Below are 22,412 nucleotides of genomic sequence, written 5' to 3'. Positions count from 1 at the left end.
GAACTCACAGGGGTTCTCCTTTTGGTGATACTGCTGATGATAAAGGGGCTGCGTTAGCACTTAATGGCTGCATGAGCGACGCGAGCGACAGCGGTACTCTGTGGCTTATCAGTTGAGCTAAACACTTGAGTAAGCTGGTAATCGCATCGGCACCTTTGGCATTGCAGGCAATGGCGGCTGTTGCCTCGTTTACCGTGCTTTGGCCTGCATGGGCATGGCTGATTTTATCTATGAGTGTGCTGGTTTGCCTATCGGCGCCCACTTCGACAAATAGCCTTGCGCCTTGCTCAGTGGCATTTTGAATGAGTGCACTAAAGTCGAGTGGCGAACAAAAGGTATCGGCAATCGCGCGGCCAATGCTGTGACTATCAACGGTTACTGGCGCAGTTTGCGCTGCGCTAATAAAGCGAATAGGGGAATCTTGCGCCGCCGCTTCCAGCGCCTCAGGTTTCACTGCTTGAGTATAGAAATCTTGTACTTGCCCATGGACTAACAGGGCAGGTGCGGTATGCATGGCCGTGACGCGATTGGCGGCAATCCCGCGTTTGCCTAACGTGGCAAGCAGGGCTTTGCAGCTTGTTTCGCAGCCTGCAATGACGCAAGTATCACCTTGAGTGATGGCTAAATAAGCACGAGGAAACTCTGGCAATAATGCCTTGATTTCATGGCTATCAGCGCGCACCACAAAGCTGTTCCACACTATGGCTTCATTATCCGCAAGCTGCCACGCTCGGCGGACTGCGGTTAGCTCGCCAGAAATGGCATGGTTGAAAATATCACTATTTTCGGTGGCGTTGATCATAGCATGGGGTGTTTGCCACACATCTAGGCTGGCCCACATGGCTGCTTCGCCCATTGAGTAACCCAGCGCCATTTTTGGTTTAATATTAAAGACTTGGGTCAACAGCTTAGTGAATAGGTAACTGGCGCCCACGCCACTAATCGCTTGCTGACTTAAGCTCATGCCAGCTGCGGTTTTAACATCTGCCGCATAAATCTGCGGTGATTGCAGCATGGCGCTTAAATCGCCTTCACGTTCTAGCTGGTGATACAGCGTGGGGAAATATTCATGCAAGTTATTGAACATATTGGCGTAAACCGTGCCAACGCCGGGATACACGAAGGTGAGCCCCGCATCCCCTAGCGGCTTAGCGGTAAAGCAGCTGCCCGCTGGTGTCTTAAAGTGTTGACCATGATGACGCACCGCATCATTTTCAAGCGCCGTAAGCATGGCCTTAGCTTCAAGTTTGAGATCATCAATCGATGCTGCCATTAAGACTAATGCTAGTGGTGCGTTGGCATCATAGCGTTCAAACCAGAATGCGAGTTGATGTGATGCAAATGACGTGTTTAGTGCGCCAATCTCTAGTGAACTAAGCAGCTGAAACAGCTTTGCTTTTAGCTCATAAATACTGTCATCACTTATCGGCACAAACAGCCGGTTTTTATCAACAAGGGCTTTGGGCACGATAACTTGTGAGCCTTGGGTCAGCACAATACTTTGGTTTAGATGTCGAGATTCATCCGTTTGACTTGACGTTTTTGCTACAAGATTTAGGCACAACACCCGCGCTTGATGTTGGTCGCTAAACCAATAGCCCGTTTGCTGATTTTCCCCTTCTTTGCCATAAAGCGGCGCTTGTGTTCGTGCGGCGAGGGCGGTTACACCTTGGCGCAGCGCAACAAATGCTTCGTTGAGCGTGTTGGCGATAAGCTGATGCTGAACGGTTTGTGCTGGATTGCGCTTTGCCGCCGCTAATGCCGCATTAGCAACAGCCGCCGTGTTAGCAACTGCTTCCGTATTAGCAACAGTCGCATTCTCGCCACTTGTTGCCTCATTGCCTGCGGCAAAGCCTGCAATGAACGCGTGGGCGTGAAGGCGCAGTTTGGCGGCGCGTAAACCATCGAGCAAATACAGCGATTGAGTAAAAGGCTGTGCCTGTTCCCCATCATTGAATTTAAGTTCAACGAGCTTGCCTTGCTCAATGGCTGTTGTTGCTTGGCCTAACAAGGCAGTGAGCGAGCTTTGCTCATGCACTGACGGTTCATGCCCTCTTGGTTCATGAGCTGTCGGCACATGTACTGTTGATTGGTTGGCATCGGCAGCGCAAATCTGAACTCTTTCACGTTCCTCAAACGTCCCTAATACTTGGGCTGAGTGAGGGGAAAGATTGACCGCATCGCCAAGCAACACTGCAATACGCAATGGCTTGGCAAGCTTTTCAGTCATAGCCGTGTCAGCTGGGCCGCTATGGGTCGTTGCTAAAGTGTGGGCTAAATTCACTCGACTTTTGCCTCCACGCTTTCAATGGCTTTATTCGCAGCGGTTTGATTAGCAGCAACTTTATTAGCTAAGAATGCACCGTTAAGGTTTTTGCTGATGGTGACTTTGGCGTTGTTCATCTCGCAGCTTAAGCGGCCATCTTGATGATACAGCGTGATATTGGCTTCAAGGGCACGGCCTGAGTGTTTTACCACCTCGAGCACTAGATACCCTTTATCGCCAAAGGCAAACGGCGCATGGGAAATAAACTCCCCAATGCTTGATGGCAAACTCGCCGCGCCATATTTGAGTCTCGCCCACACCAGCATCGCCTGCAGCAACAAATCTTCCGCAAAGGCTTGTGAGCCTTTAGGGGCCAGATTGGGCACAAAACTCCCGCAGTCTGCTAACGTAACATGGGGTAGGCTCACCTTGGCGATTAAGCTTGCATCGTCAAACTTCAACACAGACTCAATACCTTGCAGTCTTGGACCGTGGAAAAGCGTGCCGTCGCTGTAAAGGCTGCTCGCGGTTGTGATGACAGAAAGTCCTGCCAAACTGTGCGCGTCAAAAGCAGTTGCTTTGCTGTTAGTGGCTAAGTGTTTGCTAGCTGCGTCATCAACGGCATCATCAACGACTAGGATAGCTTGATATTGCGGACGACCTTCAAAGCTGATTAAGGCATTGAATGCTTGTGCATTATCCAAGGGCGTTAGCTCAAGTTCCAGCGTGATGGGGGCTGCACTTTCTAACACTCCATTTTGTAACACGGCAGTGTCGAAAATAATGCCCTTCAACAGCTTATAGCTTTGCACTTTGACAGGCTGCTTGAGCACATCAAAGGCGGCTTCACGCATCCACTGAATCGCGCACACAGTCGGTAATACGGGATTACCGTTAATGCAGTGATCTTCAATAAAGATTATTGCCTTAGGGTCCAGTGTACGCTGCAGTGTTAGCGGTCGCGTGAAAGCGATTGCAGCAAGTGTTGATGCCAAAGCATGCGGATCCGACGCGTCAGTGGTCAGATCCGCTTCAGGCTTTTTTAGATTGCTACCTTGAGTTGCTTGCTCGTCACTTGGAACTGTGCCTTGCATATCAGTACCGACCAGCAATTGTGCGCCTGTGTTGCTCAGTAATTGGCTCGCAAATAACTCAGCGCCTGCCTTTAGCGGGATCACATAAACACCGCGATCCATAAACATCTTTTTCAGCGCAGGATTCACCATGCCGCCGTCCCACGGACCCCAATCGAAGCTCATCACTTTGGCATTTGGCAGTTGCTGCGCCAGTTGCAGTGCGGCTTTGTTGAGTATGTCGTTGGACATAGCGTAATCGCTTTGGCCGGTATTGCCGTAAAAACCCGCCGCCGAAGAGAACAGGGCGATCAGTTTTACTTTATCTAAATCCAGTGCGGCAAGCAGATTGCTAATGCCTGTGACCTTAGTGCCATACACCCGTGCTAACTCATCTAAGGTTTTGTCTTGGATATGTTTATCGGCGAGTACGCCCGCACCATGGATGATGCCAGTAATAGGCGACAACTCGGTGATCGGCACTATCGTGCTGGCGATCGCATCGGGATTGTTAACATCGAGACTTAAGTACTCGGCGCTCGCGCCCACAGCGGTAAAGGCTTGCAGTGCGGCTGCAATTTCTAGGCTGCTTTGAACTGGCCATACTAAGGCATCCACTTGTTTTGGCGTGGGTTTCTCGCCCAAGCTTTGAATGTGGGAAATAGCTGCGGCTTTAAGTTCACTGTTATTCTTACCCTGTGCCCAAGCGGGAATGGCTTGTTGGCTGCTTCTGCCAGCAAGGATAAAGTGCGCCTTGCTGCGTTTAGCTAAACTTAGCGCACATTCAAAGGTCACGCCTTTTGCGCCGCCGGTCACCAGTATTTTATCTGCACTCGTCAAGTTTGCAGCGCCGTGGCGGGTATCAGCCTTGCCTGCAACTAAGGTCACACGCTCAAGTGCTTGGGCTGCGCCTTGGCTAACACCGACTTCTAATAGCTTATCTGTTGCAAATAGCTCAGCGATCACTGCATTGGCCAGTTGCTTGGCATCAAGTGCTGGCGCGATATCTAAGGCTCGGCAATGCACGCTTGGCCACTCGTGGCTCAAGGTTTTCGTTAGACCTGCCAATGCTGCTTGGTTTAACTCGCTGCGGGCAATTTGGCTGTGGTTAAGATAACCAAAACCCCCGTCGATACGACTGACGCTGATAAAACTACTACCAGTATTGGCGGTTGCTGCTGTTGTTAAAAACGGTTGTAAGTGCTTGGCGAACAAGAATGCTTGCTCGACAGATGCCTTGGCGGCATTCGACAGCACTAAACCTTTAGTATCTGCTGAGGTTTTATGTTGTGGTTGCAGATGAATAAAGCCTACAACCGTACCTAAGCTTTTGATCTCATTAATTACTGCACCAATGTTGGCATCGTCAATCGCCGCCAATGTGAAGCTGGCAATGTGGCTATTGAGCGGTGATGCACTGGCCACAAGGCTTTCAGGCGAGCGCACAACCGCAACCGTTAGACCTTGAGCATGCAATTTTTCGGCAAGTACGCCAGCATTGTGGCCATCATCGCTAATGATAATGCAGGCATCTTTAGCGAAAGTTCGTGTCACAGCTTGTTGCGCTGATTGCTTTGACGATTGCTTTGACGATAGTTGCGTTAGCTCAGCCGCCGCTGGCAACTTTTTTAGCACTACCTCACTGTGTGGCGGTAAATCGATAGTAGGTTCAGGCTGAACGACAGTGCTAACTGGCGCGGCATTCTGGCTTACCGCGTTTTGGCCTAGCTTACCTTGCATATAGCTAACTATTTCACCTAAGGTGCGACACTCGGCCAGATCTTCAGGATTGAGTTCAGGTAAACCCGGTAGCTCGTCTTGCACTGTGCCTAAAATTTCAACGCGCTTGATGGAGTCGATACCTAAATCGGCTTCCATATCCATGCTGAGTTCCAGCATTTCAGTGGGATAGCCCGTCTTGTCGGCCACTACTGACATCATGGTTTGTTGGACAAGTGCAGCACTTAAGCCGTTATTTATTGTAGCGGTAACAGTGACTTGCGCTGTTGTTGTAGTTGAAATCGAGCCAACCGCAGGTAGTTTGCTGTTCATGTAGTCAACGATTTCGCCTAAGGTGCGACACTCGGCCAGATCTTCAGGATTCAGCTCAGGTAAGCCCGGTAGCTCATCTTGCACTGTGCCTAAGATTTCAACGCGCTTGATAGAATCGATACCTAGATCGGCTTCCATATCCATGCTGAGCTCCAGCATTTCAGTCGGATAGCCAGTCTTGTCAGCCACCACAGCCATCATGGTTTGTTGCACTAAGGCAGCGCTTAAACCGTTATTCGCTGGAACTTGTGCAGGCGTTGCTTCAACGTTTGCCGCTGGTGCAACTGCTACCACGCTAACTACTGGCAATTTGCTGTTCATGTAGTTAACGATTTCACCCAAGGTACGGCACTCAGCCAAATCTTCTGGGCTGAGCTCAGGTAAACTCGGCAGCTCGTCTTGCACTGTGCCTAAGATTTCAACGCGCTTAATTGAATCGATACCTAGATCGGCTTCCATATCCATGCTGAGCTCCAGCATTTCAGTCGGATAGCCTGTCTTGTCAGCCACCACAGCCATCATGGTTTGTTGTACTAACGCAGCGCTTAAACCGTTAACGGCAGGTGCGGCTGTTGCCACTTGAGTTGCCACATTTGCAGCAGTAATAGGCGCTACGATAATTGAACCCACTGCTGGAAGCTTAGAGTTCATATAGTCAACGATTTCACCCAAGGTACGGCACTCAGCCAAATCTTCTGGGCTGAGCTCTGGTAAACCCGGCAGTTCGTCTTGTACTGTGCCTAAGATTTCAACGCGCTTAATAGAATCGATACCTAAATCGGCTTCCATATCCATGCCAAGTTCCAGCATTTCAGTCGGATAGCCTGTCTTGTCAGCCACCACAGCCATCATGGTTTGTTGTACTAACGCAGCGCTTAAACCGTTAACGGCAGGTGCGGCTGTTGCCACTTGAGTTGCCACATTTGCAGCAGTAATAGGCGCTACGATAATTGAACCCACTGCTGGAAGCTTGTCATTTTGTGTAAGCTTACTTTGCATGTAGTCAACGATTTCACCTAAGGTACGACACTCTGCTAGATCTTCTGGGCTGAGTTCAGGTAAGCCCGGCAGTTCGTCTTGTACTGTGCCTAAAATTTCAACGCGCTTAATCGAATCGATACCTAAATCGGCTTCCATATCCATGCCAAGTTCCAGCATTTCAGTGGGGTAGCCTGTTTTATCTGCAACCACAGCCATCATGGTTTGTTGAACAAGTGCAGCACTTAAGCCGCTCGTTGCTGGTGCCGCAGGTGTCACTTCTGGCATCACTACAGCAGGCATGACTAATGCAGGAGCGGCAGGCGCAACTTGTACAGTCACAGCTGGTGCATAAGCAACGGGAGCGGTTTGCACAACAGGCGCAACAGGTGTGTTAATTGCTGGTCTCGTCGCAACAGCCTGAGCCGCTACTGGTGCGGCATTGTGCGCAACTGTCGATGCAGCAAAAGGTGCTGGAGCCGGCGCAGTTGCTCGTGGCTGACTTGCAACTGCTGGAGTAAAGTTAATCGGTGCATTGTTTAACATGGCCAAGGCCGCTTGGCTGCTACTGCTTTGCAGTTGCATAAATTCGGCGTGGCTTTGCAGGGTTTGCGCTTGATGCTGGTGGAACATTTCCATCGAGCGTTGCAGGCTTTCTGGGATTGCAATGCCAAGGCTTGCCATCTTGGCTTGTTCTGTCATCAGTGTCGTGAAGGTATCGCCATATTGCTGCGGGATAGCTAAAAACTGTTGATGCAACTGCGCCGCTTGAGATTGTGCGCTGAAAAATGCCGTTAATGCATCGCCGCTGACGCTTGGGTTCAATTGCGCCGTCGCTTGTTGCTGGTGATTGCTTAAGCCTTGCGTCACGCTTGGGGATTTTTGTTTCATTTCAACAGTTGCCACTTGATTCGCTTCCACTTCTATTATTTTTTCAACCACTTTTTCGACGATGACTTCTTTCTCAACGATTTTTTCGACAACCGTTTCAACGATGCGATCCACATATTGCACTTGGCTAGTCACGCTGCCTGTGGCGAGGGATTTGGCCATCTTAGCTTTGGTCGCAGCACTAATATGGTTAGTGGCGGTGAGTTTGATGTTCATCGCCGATGGCGCTTCACGCTCGGCAATCTCTTGTGAGGTGACGGCTTGATAGGGGTCAACCTCAGTTAACGCCACACCGGCTACCGCGAGTTGTACTGCGGCTAAGCGTAATTGACTGTCACTGTCGCCCTTAGGATTCGGGTTCATGCTGACAAGGCAAAGCTCATTTAAGTGTTCACCTAAGGTATTTTCAACTAACTTTTGCAGTATGTTCTTAGGGCCAAACTCAACAAACACACGGGCGCCAGCGTCATACATGGCCTGCAGTTGTTCGCTAAAGCGAACCGATTGCAGCATGTGTTGCTTAAATTCTGCTTTAATCGCTTTGCCATCGCTTGGGTGCAATTGACCCGTGCCGTTGGCATAAAGTGCGATTGAAGGTGCGCTAAATTTTGCTTTATCAATGGCTTTGGCAAAGGGTTTTTGTGCGTGTCCAACCAATGGAGTATGGAACGCGCCTGAGACAGGCAGGGCAATCGCTTTAAAGCCCAGTTCACTAATGGCTTTCGCGGCCAGCTGAGTTTGCTCTGTGCCACCTGCGATGACTAATTGCGTCGGCGCGTTGTAGTTGGCAATTTTAACGCCATCAAACTGGGCTAAACAGCTATTGATCGCATCGATATCATTCTTTTGCTTAAGAATAATCGCGAACATGGTTCCTAAATCAACTTGAGTCCCAGTATCGCTCGGCACTTGCGCCATGGCATGTCCGCGGGCGAAGGCCAGTTCGACGTAATCCTCATTGGAAATCACGCCTGCCGCGCAAAGGGCTGACAATTCACCAAAGCTATGACCCGCCACCATATCGGGGGCAAAACCCGCTTGCGTTAATAGCGAATATTGCGCCATTGAAACCGCGCCTATGGCGCTTTGGGCGAACAGGGTATTGGTCAGCGCCGCTTCTTGGGCTTTCACCGCATCGGCATCGAATGCCGGAATAGGGTAAAGGATGTTGGATAACGGTGTTTGGCCGTGGTGAGCAAATACTTTATCGCTGGCCATCACTTGTTGGCGCATTTCAGGGAAATGGCAGGCGAGTTCGCGGCCCATGTTCAGGTACTGTGAACCTTGACCGGCAAACAGGGCAGCCACTTTATTGGAGTCATTCTTGCTATTGGTTTCAGTGACTAAAGCTTTTGCGCGGTAGCTGATGCCAGAAGGTAATTGCCACACTTCAATTGCACTGGTTTCTAGGTGCCCGCTTTCTAAATGCCCACTGCTTTCTAGATGAGAGATGGCTTGATTTAACTGAGCTTGCAGCTGTGCGATATCCTTAGCAACAAAACCTAAACGGGCATCTGTGTCTGCCAGCGGGCGCAGCGGATATTGCTGAGCGATAGCGTTCAGGCTCGCAGCGCTGCTCTTATTCGCGTTTGCGCTTGTGTTCACGCTTTGGCTCAGCGCAGCTTTTAACTCGCTAAGCAGCGCGGCTTTATTGGCTGCGGCAAATAATAGTGTCTGCGGCACACTGCGCTGACGATATTGCTCATCGCGGCTGTGCTCAGGTTTGTATTCTTCTAATACGAGATGGAAGTTGGTGCCGCCAAAACCAAAGGAGCTTACACCTGCACGGCGCGGCGTTGCATCGGCGCGCTGGAACCATGGGCGAGTTTCGGTATTTAAATAGAATGGTGAGCTTTCGATATTCAGTTTTGGATTGGGCTGGCTGACGTTAATGGTCGCAGGCAATACCTTGTGGTGCAGCGCTAGCGCGGCTTTGATCACCCCAGCAGTGCCTGCTGTGGATTTAGTGTGGCCCACTTGGGATTTCACTGAACCTAACGCGATATGTTGATTTGTGTCGTTGCCTTGGGCAAATACTGATTTTAAGCCATTAAATTCAGCCACATCACCTGCGGCAGTACCCGTGCCATGGGCTTCAACTAAGCCAATGCTGTGCGGGGCAAAACCTGCATCGTCGTAAGCGCGTTCGAGAGCTTTAGCTTGGCCCTCAGGGCGCGGCGCATAAATACTCTTAAACTTACCGTCAGATGAGGCGCCAACGCCTTTGATGACGGCATAAATTCGGTCGCCATCGCGCTCGGCATCTTCAAGGCGTTTAAGCGCGACCATGCCGATCCCTTCGCCGATCATCATGCCTTTTGAATCGATATCAAAGGGTTGAATGGTTTCGTTAGTGGTGAAGGCTGGCGTTTTTGAGAAGCTCATGTACATGGACGGCGAGTTATCGGTACAGACACCGCCAGTGATCATCATGTCGCTGCGACCTTCGGTCAGTTCAGTTAGCGCCATACGCATAGCGGCAAGCGAGCCCGCACAGGCAGCATCGACCACACAGTTCATGCCGCCAAAATCAAACCGGTTGGCGATACGGCCTGCAATCACGTTGCCTAAGGACCCAGGGAAAGAGTTTTCTTCCCAGTGGATATATTGGTCTTGGAACTTTTTGATCAGCATTTCGCTGTCTTCATCGCTCAGGCCGCTGCTTTTAAATACTTTTTTTAGCACTGGATATTGCAGGCGCGAGTTCAAGCTCTGACTGATTTTTTGACCACCGCCCACGCCTAGGGTGATGCCGATACGGTCACGGTCGTAATCGGCGGGCAGATTAGCATCGGCGAGCACTTCTTTGGCGACAATCAGCGACAGCAGTTGCGAGGTATCTGTCAGCTCAAGAATATTGGGCGGCAGACCGAATTCCATTGGATTGAAGTCGACTTCTGGTAAAAAACCACCGCGTTTACAGTAGCTTTTATCGGCTTTGCTTTTGTCGGCATCGTAGTAATCTTCGGCGCGCCAATGGGTGTCTGGGATGTCAGTAATGGCATCGATTTTTTCGCTGATCAAATCCCAAAATTTATTTAAATAGCGTGAGTTGGCGAAGATGCTGGCCATGCCGACGATGGCAACGGGCATATCTTTTAAGCGTTTGTTGAGTCGTTTATCTTTTTTTGACTCAGCTTTTGAGTCAGTGGTTGAATGAGGTACAGAAGGGGTATGGCTCATAAAGAGTCTCCACGGGTCGACCTAGATTCGGTGACCTTGTTTTGGGATTTAGCCGCGTTTGTCTTTGGCGTGCCATGGGCACCGGGAAAACGGGCTAAGAAGGTGTGATAGTTGCGAACGAGCAACTTTCGTAAATGAAACGGCCCATGTCTGAGGACATAGGCGATATATCTATTGGTCGCTTGGGTATTGCTGTCTTGATAAATATCGAGGTAAATCCAATCACTTGCTGTGTCTACGCCTAATAGTACTGAGCTTGGTGCTTGCTCTGTGAGTTGCGGCGGTATGGTGAGTGACACCACTTGCACCACAGTATTGCCGTCGGTACTCGGCAATGCGAGGGCTTTAGCCAAGGTTTCTGGATTGACCGTATAGGTTTGGATATCGCTGCCTTGCGTCACAGGCAATTGATTAAAATAGCGTTCGGGGACTTGCGGTGCTTCAAATTCATCGAGGCGCGATATGCCATAGCGCTTTAAGCAACGGGCAAGACCGGAGCGCGACACATTGGGATTAATAAAGGTTTGGGTGACGTTGAGCAATCTATCTAAGGTGAGTTTGAGTTGATAGCGTAATCCCACCACCACATATTCTTCCATCGGCGTGAGCGTGGTATTGAGGTGATGGGGCGTGTTCGAACTGTTACTAATGGACTCACGTTTCCGCCATTTGCGGACTGTTGCCTCAGTAATATTTAAAATTTTTGCCAGCTGGCTGACGCTCAGATCCGATTGCTGGATAAAGAGTCGCATTTCAGGCGTGGTGGTGGCGTTGCGATGCCGAGGTGCGCTGTCTTTTTTCGCCGCTTGAGTCGTGCTCTTGGGGGCGTAAGACGGCGCTTTAGATTGAGAGTCGCGAGCTGCCATTAATAATAATTATCATCCGACATAATCTATTGGGACTGAGAAGCCATTTTGGCTGAGTCAGCTGTGGCACTCTTGAAGAACATAGTGACACTCATCGTAAAACCTGTGCTTATCATCTGTGTCACTTAATGGGGATGCAGATTACCTGAGGTTTCGGGTCGATACAATCATCTGGGACTGGAATTTATTGGCTTTCGTTGAGTAATGGTATTTTCTGTGCGTTATGTTGGGTTTTCGCTGACCGCTTGGGCTTTTTAATACTTTGATAGTGGAAGAGTTAAATTTTTAGGATCGATAAAGGCCGCTTTTTTGGGTTAGCGGGGTAAAATAGCCCAATATTGGCTTACGTCCCTTTCGTCATGAATGAGACTGTGCGGCTAAACCTGTTAATTTGGGCGCAAAATCTTGGCGCAATTGCAGCAAAAATTTGCGCTTAGGATGGCGTTCAGAGTCGTTCTAAGAATTGCTCTAATTAGAGAGTTGCTAAGAATTGCTCTTATTAGAGCGTGGCTAAGAATTGAAATAGGGCTTAGTTGAAACTATTTAAGATGCATAATGAAATCAGAGAACGATGAACCAAGACAATACCCAGATAAGAATGTTGCTAAGTGCTCTCCCAAAAGCCAGACAATGGTAATCATCAGCCGCAAGGCTTTGTCCTGCAAGGCTCTCAAATGACCGACTCCAGAACATCTAGCAAAAACGGCGTGAATGTGGATCTATTTTTTATTCCACTGAGCGATATTTCATTGCCGCAAATATCACTCGCTCAGTCTTGGTTAAGTGATGATGAACTCGCCAAGGTCGCGCGTTATCGCGATCCCAAGGCGCAAATGAAGGGATTACAGGTCAGGGCAGCGTTGCGGGCCGTGTTATCTCGCTATGCGGATTTATCGCCACACGAGTGGTGTTTTGAATATGGCGCTAAGGGTAAGCCGAGTTTAACGGCAAAATTGCAACAGCAAACGGGGCTTGAGTTTAACCTAAGCCATAGCGACGATTGGTTATTGATTGGTGTGACTCAGTTTCATGGTGTTGAGTCTGGTCTATTTGGGGTAGATATTGAAAGAGCGCGGCCGAAGACGGATATCTATCCAATCCTAAATCATTATTTTTCTCCCCAAGAAACGTCAGCCTTGCTCGCTCTCGCCGATGAAGCGAGTCAGCGGCAGCGCTTTTTCGATTTATGGGCGTTAAAGGAATCCTATATTAAGGCGACTGGCCTAGGTTTAGCGCAGTCGCTTAAATCTTTTGCCTTTGAGCTTAAGCCGTTTGAGCAATTGGTGGCCGGATCGGTTGAGCTTAGATGCCAAGATGCAGCGTTGATGTCGTTCTATGGTGTGGCGCCTTTGCTGAGTGTCTATCCTAATATCCCGCTGCAAACCATTGATGCAAGTTCATTGTATTGGCAAACCTATTTTGGGCGTTTGACCGAGGAGTACCGTTTTGCCGTGAGCTTAGGGCATGCTGGTAACACCGAGATTTCCATAATGCTAACGGCGCAACTGAGCAGCATAGAAGCCTTACTTGCCAATTATGGTTAACTGGTCTTATTCATCTTCGGTTAAACATTGCTGGGTATAGTCACGCCCATAATATTTTGAATTTGAATGAAATAAATGAGGTTTAACAATGAAACGGATTAAGTGCCTAATACCTGCCACTATGATGGTGTTGCTATCTGGTTGTGGTTATTTTGGTGGCGATGAAAAGCAGCAATTGGAGCAGGCTTGGTTAGCCCAAGATCCACAGTTGCAGCAAGTGGTTGAGCAAATTCGTGCCAATGGCTTAGATGTTGTGGCTCAAAGCGCGGCAGCAGGCACAGTTTCGGCCTGTGTGGCTGAAAAACTCAGCCAAGATCCGCTGGGTAAGTTAGTCAATGTTGAAGGCTCGCTGGTGGAGTCGGCTAAGGTGGCAGAACTGCTGGGTGACTTACAGAAAGTAATGGAGCAAGACATCAGTTTTGATCAGGTCGCGAGCTTGCTACAAAAGGGCGCCGATGCGGCGGCCTATGCTAAAAGTCTTATCGAGCAACAAGGTTTAGATCAAGCCTTACAAAGCCTTAAGCAAATGGTGACCGCGAGCGAGCAATTTGCCAAGCAAGACTTAGGCGCGCATTTTCAGCAGTTATTGCTTGAGTGCAAAACTTCAGTCCCAACGCCAGAGTCAGCGAATTAATTCTCTTACTTTAATCTGGCCTTTAAAGATTGCACGAGAGAACATGTCGTGCAAATGGCTATCCGTACTTCACTCTTGCTTACAGAACACGACTCGCCAAGTGTCAGAATGGTTAGTGCTAGTGTGATTTTTCCATAAAAAAGCCCTGAAGGTTCAGGGCGTTGATTTGGTTATTTCGTGCTTGGTAGTGGGACGATTTCAAAGCTTTCATCGAACTTTACTAAGGTCGACGCTATCTTACCGAAGGCATCTTTATCACCCTCTAACTTGGCAGTACCCTTAGCCAGTAATTCTTTAAGTGTGACTTTTCCGAGTAAAATCCCCGTAATATAGCGTTTATCAATATAAAGATTGGCATCGGCCTCCATCGGTTTATCAACCTTAATATTGCTTAAATTACCGTTACTTAGTTCAACATAGAGCGTTTCTTGGGTGTCGGGGTTAATCACATTAAGCCTGGTTAGCCCAAGTTCAGCAGCTTTGAGGCTATCGACTTTTACGGCGAGGAAGTCAAACAGGGTCGATATGTCCATTTCTCCTAAAATATCTGCTGAGGCCGATTTAGGCGCGCCGGGTTGAATGCCTACGCGTAACTCTTGGGCGCCAGTGAGGTAAATGTTGCGCCAGCCAGCCCCTTCGGCTTGATAACCCAGTTGCTCATAGGTATCGGCAAGTAATTGTCTTGCCTCTTTATTATTAGGTTCTGCCATCACGACCTTATTGAGTGCGGTGGCCACAAAACGGTACTCGCCTTGGGCATAGTCGGCTTTGGCGTGTTTCACTACGGCTTTGGCACCGCCCATATACTCCACAAATTTCGTCGCTTCATCTTTTGTCGGTAGTGGGTTTAAGTTGGCGGGATTCATATCGAAATAGCCAAGGTACATGTTGTACACGGCTTTGGCATTATGGCTGTAGGTACCGTGGTAACCATTGGTGTACCAAGTATCGCGCACAGCCTTAGGGATAGTGGTTTGAATCGCATCGCCAATATCTTGAATACCCACGCCATTATTAGCTAAACGCAGGGTTTGATTATGCACTAGGCCATAGTTATCCCTTTGCATTCTTAAGTATTGGTTTATATCAGTATTGCCAAATACGGGGGCTGAGTGGGCAGTGAATATAACCTGTGCATCATTACCAAAATGGGTCAGTAATTCGTTGATATCCTTAGACCATTTTATCGCATCTCGAACTTTTGCCCCGCGTAAGGTATAAATGTTGTGCATGCCGTGGTAGGTGAGCTCTGCGGTCCACAATGCTTTCATTGAGGGAATATAGGTGGCCATTTCCGAGGCGGCTTCTGTGCCTGAGGCATCCATAAACACCATGTCTATACCATCAATGGTGAGTGTTTCCCACTTATCTTTGGCATTTAAGGTGACATCGGGTTTAACGTAGGTCACTTCGCCTTTGGATAATCCCTTAGCAAGTGCGGCATCGACAATGCCTTGATCGTTTCGCTCTAATGTTGCGCCGTATTGATAGGCGGCGCGGCGGCTCATGGCATTACCAGCGAGGACGTTTTCGTCGACAATTTCTTTGGTGATGTTATTGGAACCATAGACTTTGACGTTTGGGAACATGTCTTTGATGGCGCGGGATCCGCCAAAATGATCTCCATGACTGTGGGAATAAATCATTGCGACTACGGGTAAGTTATTGCCCTCGGGCAAGTGTTTTAGTGCAAATTCGAGGGATAATTTTGCCGCTTCTTTGGTCAGCAGCACGTCATAAAGGATCCAGCCTGTTTTACCGCGGATAAGGGTTAAGTTCGATAAGTCTGTGCCACGCACTTGATAAATGCCATCTGTGACCTTGTATAAGCCGTTAGACACCATATTCAATTGAGCTTGGCGATAAAGTGAAGGGTTTACTGTGTCTGGGGTTTTGTCGCCAATAAAGCTGAAATCGGCACGTAAAATGGCTGCTGTTGGTTCATCGAGTTCAGCAATAAGATTTTTAGAAAACTCTTCAAAGGCTTTTTTGTCAGCAAAATTAAGGCTTGCTGCTGAGGTTTTATTTACCGCAATGGTTTGCTCGGTGGCAGGCTTTCCCTGATAGTGCAGGCTGATATGTTCATGCTCGTGTTCAGCGGCCACGGCGCTTAAAGAGAAGCTTGCGATAATACTCATTGTCATCAAAGATTTTTGCATTATTTTACCTACCGAAAAGTGGGATAGTGTCGTTGATGGTTTGAGTATAGCCAGCTTGTGTATTTAGATAACTCGAGTTAGCTTGGGTTGTAATATTCATATAGTGAATGAGTGCACTCCCTTATGCCGACACGAAAGCCATTAGATTTAAATTTATTACGCGTGTTTATGGTGGTTTACCGTACTCGTTCATTCACCCAAGCGGCACAGGAGTTAGATTTAACTCAGTCTTCCGTGAGCAATGCGATAAGCCGGTTCAGGGCTTGGGTCGGGGAGTCACTGTTTAATCGAGTTGGACGGGGAATTGAGCCTACATCGGTGGCACGGGAGATGTACCGTAAATTTGAGCAGCCCATGGCGGATATTGAAACCGTATTACTGGGGTTTGAGCATTTTGATCCCAACACGAGCCAGCGGCGCTTTTATGTATATGCTAATGAGTCAGTTATCGAAGCGCTGCAATCAGGCGTGCAGGCTTTGTTACAGAATGCGGATATTGAAGTCATTTTCCGCGAGTCACCGCCGCAGGAGGATGAGCTATATCGCGATATTTTGCTTGAGCGGGTCGCCGTTGCCATAGATATTAAGCCCGCGCAGCAAAGTTTGCTCTCGAGCAAATTACTCTTCACCGAAACCCTCGTTTGTATCGTCAGTTTGCAGCATCCTCGTATTCAAGGTGCTATTACCCATGGGCAGTATTTTGAGGAGAAACACGTCTTTTTAAATATGCGGCGTTTTAATTTGACTGCAGGGGATTTGTTTACCGAAGGTGTGTTACCAAGGCGCAAAATGTACAGTGAGCAATCATCTTTATTGAGTATGTTTGCAACTGTTGGCAAAAGTGAGGCGATAGGCATAGCGCCTTTGCGGTACGCCAGTCAGTACGCTGAGATGTTCGGCTTACAGATTTTACCTATGCCCCTGAAAACTCGGCCAATTGATTTGTATATGGTGTGGAGCAGTAAATATACCCAAAACCCGAGCCATCAATGGTTACGGCGTTTATTGCTCAATACGAGTGCAAACACTGTGAATAAAAAAGCTCTGAATCTAGCGAGCAGCTAGGGCTAGCGATTCAGAGCTTTGTTGCAGTTTTTAAATTTTATTTTCTATCTCAGATTGTTAATCTAATAGCCTAAGAAGGTCATTACTGTCTTGCGAGTCTGTGGCTTTCGCCTGGTTGCTCGAAGTCACTGCGATAAGGGTTGATATCTAAACCACCGCGACGCGTGTAGCGGGCGTAAACCGTCAATTTAGTGCAATGACAGAAACGTTTTAAATCGACGAAAATTCGCTCGACACATTGCTCGTGGAATTCGTTATGTTGGCGGAAAGAAATCAAATAGCGCAGCAGTTTCTCGCGATCGATTTTAGGGCCTTGATAACGGATCATCACGCTGCCCCAATCGGGTTGCGAAGTGATCAAACAGTTGGATTTCAGCAGGTTTGAATTAAGCGTTTCCGCGACCGTTTGCTTATCGTCTGTACTGTTAACTAAGTAATCAGGATTAAAACTATAATCGCTGACTTCAATATCGAGATCGTCAATACAAGTGCCTGGTAACTCAATAATACGCTGAATACCAAAGCTTTTTGGCTCGATAATCTTAACGCTAACATCACCTTGAGCACACTGACTTAAGTCTTGCACTAAGGTTTTTTGCAGTGAATCTAGGTTATCAAACTTGGTTTGATTAAAGCTATTGAGATACAGTTTGAACGATTTCGACTCAATCAGATTCAGGCTTTCATAGCTTAAATGAAATTCAGCTATGGCCACCATAGGCTTACCTTTGGCATTTAACCAAGACAGCTCATAACCCGTCCAGATATCGGCACCATGAAACGGTAACGTCCCAGTGAGTGCAATAGCATTACGGTTTAGTGAGCGTGGAACCCCTTGCAGCAGCGACGCATCATACTCGGCTTGGTAGTCGGTGGCTTTACCTAAAGTCAGGCCAACAAGCGCTTGCGCATCACTATAGGGATCGTGATTCTGTGTCATCAATACTGTTTCCATGTCAAAATAGGCGCACATTATACCTGAAATTGGATTGTGCTTAAGTGTCTTGTCTGCCCGCACTCGATAAATTTTTGCAAAACTATCATCAAGCTTACTTAACGAGTTTAGGTGAACTACCGCGTTATTACCCACAGGGTGAGTCTTCTGTGTGTATTCAAGGCGAATTTCAACCGGATCTTGAACAGGCCGTTTCTTGGCAGCCAGTGAAACGCAAAGTTGAAGGCAGTTTCGCCAATGTAGAGCATGCACTGGAGTTAACTTTATGGCCAGAGATCAATGATTTTTACGGTCATTATTTCTCCGCCCCAGTATTATTTGACTCTAAGTGGGGCACAGGGGAGTTACTGCAAGTCTGGAATGATGACGATTTTAATTGCCTGCAACAAAACTTGATTGGTCATCTGATGATGAAGAAAAAACTGAAGCAGTCACCGACTTGGTTTATCGGTCTGTTAGATGAGGGAGATAAAATGCTCACCATCAATAACAGTGATGGTAGCGTATGGATTGAAATCCCTGGTGAAGTGCAATCTGAGCAATTGTCCTCGAGTTTGACTGCGTTTATTGAAGCATTATCGCCACGGATAGCACCACCCGTTAAACATGAAGAATTACCTATGCCCGCATTAGAACATCCTGGTATTTTCGCCAGTTTTAAACGTATGTGGCAAAACCTTTTCGGTAAACGTTAACTTCTGTGAGCGACATTTTTATTATCAACCTAAGTATTAACTCAACCTAAGCCTGGCTTATCTTAGGTTGAGTTCTGCAAGGGGATAAACAGATGTTATTGATGATCCCAAGACAGATTCGACACTATGCGGCAAGGCTCGCAGCGAAAATGGAACATATCCAATAAAGGTTCATCGAGTTTCCAATCATGACTGCCACAACGTGGGCAAGGTCGCGTTTTTTCTGAGGCCAAATCTTGGCCGCCAATGCGATATAAGTAGTAATAGGTCGGGATCTGAGTGAGATATTCGATACGACCGCGCAAATCCCAACCTCTGCGAAATAAATCACTGTCAGGACTCGATAATTCCTCTAGCGCGGCAAATTCAGCCTTGGTGGCCGCCGCCATTTGCAGCTCGTCGCAGGCTTGCCATTCGCTCTGCCAACGGATAATACGTTTATGATCGCCATTAAAGGTTGCGGGTATACGGTACAGGGGAATGGGCAATAAAGTGTCGCCGCTGCGTAGGGGCGAGCACATATGCACAAAACTGGTGTATAGCAGTTGCCAGCTGGGTGTTTCGGTATTACTTACTTCAGAATTGATATCCTGACCAATAAACTTTTCCCGCGGCGCGAGTAGTTTAGCGTCGGTTAATTCTACTAAGGCTTTTTTGACCCAAGGGCTGTGATATTTGTGCGCTAAACTGCTTTTCTCTGGCATCAATAAACGCACTCTAAACTCACCGTCATTAAAGGCGACCGCAAATTCTCGTCCTAAGATTTGGCCATTAGCTCGATAGGCTTCAAGGAGCTGATTAATGGCCTTCTCGGCGGCAGATATCGTGGTGTCGGCGAAGCATTCGAAGCGCAGTTCAGTAACAAACATTAAGCTGTTTTTCCTTGGATTTCTAATAAGTTGATGCGTTGTTTAAGTTCAAGCAGTTCGTTTTTTAATTGCATTATTTCTGTTTTTTGCTGCTCAGCATGACGTTCAAAATACGCCTGTTGTATCTGCAGGCGCTCGGCGAGCACTGCAAGGGTTAAGGTATCGTTAGTTGCGGGAGTGTCAGTTGTAGGGCTGATAGTTTGCAACTCAGCTAAACGCTCGCGATCCGCCTTAGGCATAGATTTAAATTGCTGTAAGCCTTGGATCAATATAGGTAAAGGTAGGCTACTACCTAAACGGGTTTTAATTAAGGCAAGGCTCGGTACTTTACCGCAGGCTTCGAGCGAACGTGCTGCCGCTAATACTTGGTCAAGGGGACTCATAATTAGCAAAATTCCTTAATTTGTTGAATTGTTTAAACCAATTTTAAAATAATAATTAATTTTTTCATTTAAAAACAGTGTGTTGTCTTGTGGCATTTATTTTGCTTATTGTCCAGCCGAAATACCATTTTTAAGCTTCAATAATAATTACACAGGATGTCACATGATGAACCATAAATTAAATAACAAACTTATCGCCATCACTTTTTTAGGGCTCGCAAGCTTAGGTCTTAGCGGCTGCGTGGTCAATGTCGGTGATGGAGAATCGGGCTGGGATAGCAGCGAATCTTGGGAGAAAGTGCAGGATAAAAATCGCACTAACTTAACCAAACTGAGCTTAGGCATGCCTAAAGACCAAGTGATAATCTTAATGGGCACCGCTGATTTTAGTGAAGCCTATATTCAACAAAGTGCTCAACAAGGTGAAGCCAATAAAGAAGTCTTAGTGTTGTTTTATCGTACCCAGCGTAATAATGGCGATGGAAAAACCACTAAGGATGAATGCACGCCTATCGTGCTGAGCAACAATGCCTTAGTGGGTTGGGGTGAAACGGCTTACGGTAAAATCTGAACCAACGAGTCTTATCGTTTACGTAGCTGAGTGTCTAATTGCTCAATGGGCTCAGTCCAGAGGGCATCGGCTTCTAAACCTTCAATGATAAAGCTCTTTTGGGCAGGGGTCCAAAAGGGCGCTTGGCTTAAATGGATGTGATGGTCGATATCATGGGTTGCAATAAACTGCGCTATGGCCTCGTCGCTACTGTCTAAACCGAGTTGCTCAAACAAGTGGCTTAAGTCTACTGGAGTTGTATCCATCATTATTTCCTTTTCAGTATAGTGCCTTCGTTTAGAGTAAGCGCCTGATTGAAAAATGCAATCTATGATTAAAATTTGCACTTTTTAGTTTCCTTGGTAGATTAACAGTTACGCATAAAAAAGTGTGAGCTAAGTCAAGGAATGCTAACGATGGACAATGAAATTCTAGAGGACTGCCGCGCAGTCTATTTGACCGCGGAAGACTTACGCATTGCCGCTTCTATTCTCTATAACGCTTACCATGATGATCCTTTTTTTGTCGATTCACTCTTTACCTCAGACAAAGCCGCTTATGAGCAAAAATTGCGCGCCGCAATCAGGGAAGAACTCAATACGTTATGGCAACAAAAACAAGCCCTCATTGGTTTATTCGACCATGAAAGACTCTTTGGGTTAGCCTGTGTAGTTACTCAAGAAGTGCCTTTAGGGGAAGGGCGTTATTGGCATTGGCGCTTAAAGATGTTGTTAGGTACAGGTTGGCAATCGACTCAAGCACTAATGAACAAAGAGTCCAGTATTATTGAACTTTTACCCAGTAAGCACTGCGGTATTTTGCAGTTTATTGCTCTTGCACCAAATGAACAGCACAAAGGACTTGGACATAAGTTGGTGCAAGCTGTGGTGAGTTGGTGTGATGAGCAGCCTGATTTGGATGGCATTGGTGTGTTTATCGCTCAGGAGAACCACTTGCAACTGTTTACTCAGCATGACTTTGTATCCATAGGCGAGCTGAGTATCGGCAGTGTCCATGGCCAGCTTTTATTCTATTCGGTTCAACAAGATGACTAACTCTTATAAACGTTTCGCCGATTTTTATCCTTTCTATTTATCCCAACACCAGCACCCGATTTGTCGGCAATTACACTTTGTTGGCAGTTGTTTAGTTCTGCTGCTGATTGGCATTGCCTTGGTTTCACAAGCCTGGTGGCTATGTTGGTTCATTCCTATTGTTGGTTATGGTTTTGCGTGGGTGGGACACTTCGTATTTGAGAAGAATCGACCCGCGACATTTCAGTATCCTTTTTACAGTTTGATGGCAGATTGGGTGATGTTTGCGCAGATGATCTGCCGCTTTTTTAAACGTTAAAAAAATTGCCAGAGTGAGATGCCCATGCCCGTGTGAGAGATCGCTTACAAACGTTGTAGGACATAATGTTTTCTTTTTGATTGTTTTTTGTCCTTTAATATTTAATTTTAAATAGAATCATTGGTTTGTATTTATTTTTCTTTGGTTGGTCCGTAATTAATTTTGTAGTCCGTTCTTTGAGCCGAACAAAAACGTTAGGGTTAACGTAGAATTCACTCATGGCCAAAGCAAATGGATAGCAAGGAAAGCGAAACAGGCCAAAGGGACGCAAGAAGCAACGAATTAAGATTTCAAGGTTGAAATCGCTGACGGTAGGAAAACTGTCATTCGCCTCGGATAGGCTAAGGAAAAGCAGGATTGCTTTTCAAGGATGATTAGGGACAGTGATTTGTATCGTCAGGATGATGAATTTCAGGAAGAATACAGGACACGCTTAAGGATTAAGCATGAACTCGAAACAGGATGTGTCGAGATAAGGATAAAGTATAAGGGTGAACAGCTTGTACTAATCTATGGAAAATAAATTTTGCAGGATGCAATAGGAATACGTCATAGGAAATGACAGGCTCTGTAGAAAGGATTTACAGGTCAAGGGACTGAGTGTTATCTCACGTAAGTTTGATACACAGGGACAAAAAGGGATTACAGGGACGATGCAGGACGCAAGCAGACGCATGGATGGTGCAGGGAGCACAAATCGAGCAGGACGGCTTACAAAGGATAAATGGGGCGCACTTTAGTTGCGCCCTTTTCTTTGGTTCATTTTCAGCATTAATCTGGCTTTGCCAAGCTATAACGCTATTCACATAGACTTTATCTTAACGCTGCTTAAAGACTTCTCACCGTAAAGCATGTTCACCAGTCCTACTTCTCTTATTGCCCAATGATTTACTCTC

15 protein-coding genes are annotated in these 22,412 nt (G+C 47.2%); 7 read left to right on the top strand and 8 right to left on the bottom strand.

Annotation, left to right across the window (positions count from 1 at the left end):
- Positions 1-4: 4 nt before the first annotated feature.
- From L5M28_RS00450 to L5M28_RS00440, 3 genes are read right to left on the bottom strand one after another with little or no spacing between them, the layout of a single operon-like run.
- A complete protein-coding gene (locus L5M28_RS00450; RefSeq protein ID WP_263202083.1) occupies positions 5-2,284 on the bottom strand; it encodes a PfaB family protein in 2,280 nt (759 codons plus the stop codon).
- Entirely contained in the window at positions 2,281-10,443 is an 8,163-nt protein-coding gene (locus L5M28_RS00445) for a type I polyketide synthase (RefSeq protein ID WP_263202082.1), read from the bottom strand. The genes L5M28_RS00450 and L5M28_RS00445 overlap by 4 nt, the downstream gene beginning before the upstream one ends.
- The gene (locus tag L5M28_RS00440) at positions 10,440-11,309 is read right to left on the bottom strand and encodes a transcriptional regulator (protein ID WP_263202081.1); all 870 of its coding nucleotides are present in this window, start codon (positions 11,307-11,309) and stop codon (positions 10,440-10,442) included. The genes L5M28_RS00445 and L5M28_RS00440 overlap by 4 nt, the downstream gene beginning before the upstream one ends.
- A 674-nt stretch (positions 11,310-11,983) precedes the next feature.
- Here L5M28_RS00440 and L5M28_RS00435 point away from each other — a divergent pair.
- Together L5M28_RS00435 and L5M28_RS00430 are read left to right on the top strand one after the other, a co-directional pair.
- Positions 11,984-12,853, top strand: coding sequence for a 4'-phosphopantetheinyl transferase family protein (locus L5M28_RS00435; RefSeq protein ID WP_317629989.1), 870 nt, complete (start codon positions 11,984-11,986; stop codon positions 12,851-12,853).
- Positions 12,854-12,941: 88 nt separating this feature from the next.
- Positions 12,942-13,487, top strand: a complete 546-nt coding sequence (locus L5M28_RS00430) for a hypothetical protein (protein ID WP_263202080.1) — start codon at positions 12,942-12,944, stop codon at positions 13,485-13,487.
- 170 nt (positions 13,488-13,657) lie between these two features.
- Here L5M28_RS00430 and L5M28_RS00425 read toward each other — a convergent pair whose 3' ends face one another.
- Positions 13,658-15,646 carry an alkyl/aryl-sulfatase gene (locus L5M28_RS00425; RefSeq protein ID WP_263202078.1) on the bottom strand — a complete coding sequence of 663 codons (1,989 nt, stop codon included), beginning with the start codon at positions 15,644-15,646 and terminating at the stop codon, positions 13,658-13,660.
- A 123-nt stretch (positions 15,647-15,769) separates the two neighbouring features.
- On the opposite strand from L5M28_RS00425, the gene L5M28_RS00420 reads away from it, so the two are divergent.
- Positions 15,770-16,711 (top strand): LysR family transcriptional regulator, encoded by a 942-nt coding sequence (locus L5M28_RS00420; protein WP_263196747.1) that lies wholly within the window; start codon positions 15,770-15,772, stop codon positions 16,709-16,711.
- Positions 16,712-16,793: 82 nt separating this feature from the next.
- On the opposite strand, the gene queF is transcribed toward L5M28_RS00420, so the two are convergent.
- On the bottom strand, positions 16,794-17,651 hold the full coding sequence (gene queF, locus L5M28_RS00415; RefSeq protein ID WP_263180963.1) for an NADPH-dependent 7-cyano-7-deazaguanine reductase QueF: 858 nt from the start codon (positions 17,649-17,651) through the stop codon (positions 16,794-16,796).
- Positions 17,652-17,710: 59 nt separating this feature from the next.
- Between queF and syd the strand changes: the two genes are divergently transcribed.
- A complete protein-coding gene (syd, locus tag L5M28_RS00410; RefSeq protein ID WP_263196745.1) occupies positions 17,711-18,361 on the top strand; it encodes a SecY-interacting protein in 651 nt (216 codons plus the stop codon).
- A 95-nt stretch (positions 18,362-18,456) separates the two neighbouring features.
- On the opposite strand, the gene L5M28_RS00405 is transcribed toward syd, so the two are convergent.
- On the bottom strand, positions 18,457-19,230 hold the full coding sequence (locus L5M28_RS00405) for a Zn-ribbon-containing protein (RefSeq protein ID WP_263196744.1): 774 nt from the start codon (positions 19,228-19,230) through the stop codon (positions 18,457-18,459).
- Entirely contained in the window at positions 19,230-19,613 is a 384-nt protein-coding gene (locus L5M28_RS00400; RefSeq protein ID WP_263172270.1) for an ELKS/Rab6-interacting/CAST family protein, read from the bottom strand. The genes L5M28_RS00405 and L5M28_RS00400 overlap by 1 nt, the downstream gene beginning before the upstream one ends.
- Positions 19,614-19,776: 163 nt before the next feature.
- Between L5M28_RS00400 and L5M28_RS00395 the strand changes: the two genes are divergently transcribed.
- Positions 19,777-20,184, top strand: coding sequence for a DUF3192 domain-containing protein (locus L5M28_RS00395; RefSeq protein ID WP_173913131.1), 408 nt, complete (start codon positions 19,777-19,779; stop codon positions 20,182-20,184).
- A gap of 11 nt (positions 20,185-20,195) precedes the next feature.
- Here L5M28_RS00395 and L5M28_RS00390 read toward each other — a convergent pair whose 3' ends face one another.
- On the bottom strand, positions 20,196-20,429 hold the full coding sequence (locus tag L5M28_RS00390) for a DUF2789 domain-containing protein (RefSeq protein WP_028760620.1): 234 nt from the start codon (positions 20,427-20,429) through the stop codon (positions 20,196-20,198).
- A gap of 150 nt (positions 20,430-20,579) precedes the next feature.
- Between L5M28_RS00390 and L5M28_RS00385 the strand changes: the two genes are divergently transcribed.
- Together L5M28_RS00385 and L5M28_RS00380 are read left to right on the top strand one after the other, a co-directional pair.
- Positions 20,580-21,218: a GNAT family N-acetyltransferase gene (locus L5M28_RS00385; RefSeq protein ID WP_028760619.1), complete on the top strand. Its 639-nt coding sequence runs from the start codon at positions 20,580-20,582 to the stop codon at positions 21,216-21,218.
- The gene (locus L5M28_RS00380) at positions 21,211-21,516 is read left to right on the top strand and encodes a DUF962 domain-containing protein (RefSeq protein ID WP_263180964.1); all 306 of its coding nucleotides are present in this window, start codon (positions 21,211-21,213) and stop codon (positions 21,514-21,516) included. Before L5M28_RS00385 ends, L5M28_RS00380 begins: the two co-directional genes overlap by 8 nt.
- Positions 21,517-22,412: the final 896 nt, after the last annotated feature.

It is taken from the genome of Shewanella sp. SW32, assembly GCF_025653365.1.
In the GTDB taxonomy this organism is placed as follows: domain Bacteria; phylum Pseudomonadota; class Gammaproteobacteria; order Enterobacterales; family Shewanellaceae; genus Shewanella; species Shewanella oncorhynchi.
This window is presented reverse-complemented; position numbering and strand designations above follow the sequence as displayed.

Coding starts and splice junctions, on each gene's coding strand:
- L5M28_RS00395 (WP_173913131.1), top strand. CDS start 19,777: ATGATGAACCATAAATTAAATAACAAACTTATCGCCATCACTTTTTTA.
- L5M28_RS00390 (WP_028760620.1), bottom strand. CDS start 20,429: ATGGATACAACTCCAGTAGACTTAAGCCACTTGTTTGAGCAACTCGGT.
- L5M28_RS00445 (WP_263202082.1), bottom strand. CDS start 10,443: ATGAGCCATACCCCTTCTGTACCTCATTCAACCACTGACTCAAAAGCT.
- L5M28_RS00405 (WP_263196744.1), bottom strand. CDS start 19,230: ATGTTTGTTACTGAACTGCGCTTCGAATGCTTCGCCGACACCACGATA.
- L5M28_RS00420 (WP_263196747.1), top strand. CDS start 15,770: ATGCCGACACGAAAGCCATTAGATTTAAATTTATTACGCGTGTTTATG.
- L5M28_RS00435 (WP_317629989.1), top strand. CDS start 11,984: ATGACCGACTCCAGAACATCTAGCAAAAACGGCGTGAATGTGGATCTA.
- L5M28_RS00430 (WP_263202080.1), top strand. CDS start 12,942: ATGAAACGGATTAAGTGCCTAATACCTGCCACTATGATGGTGTTGCTA.
- L5M28_RS00400 (WP_263172270.1), bottom strand. CDS start 19,613: ATGAGTCCCCTTGACCAAGTATTAGCGGCAGCACGTTCGCTCGAAGCC.
- L5M28_RS00380 (WP_263180964.1), top strand. CDS start 21,211: ATGACTAACTCTTATAAACGTTTCGCCGATTTTTATCCTTTCTATTTA.
- L5M28_RS00440 (WP_263202081.1), bottom strand. CDS start 11,309: ATGGCAGCTCGCGACTCTCAATCTAAAGCGCCGTCTTACGCCCCCAAG.
- L5M28_RS00385 (WP_028760619.1), top strand. CDS start 20,580: ATGGACAATGAAATTCTAGAGGACTGCCGCGCAGTCTATTTGACCGCG.
- queF (WP_263180963.1), bottom strand. CDS start 17,651: ATGACACAGAATCACGATCCCTATAGTGATGCGCAAGCGCTTGTTGGC.
- L5M28_RS00425 (WP_263202078.1), bottom strand. CDS start 15,646: ATGCAAAAATCTTTGATGACAATGAGTATTATCGCAAGCTTCTCTTTA.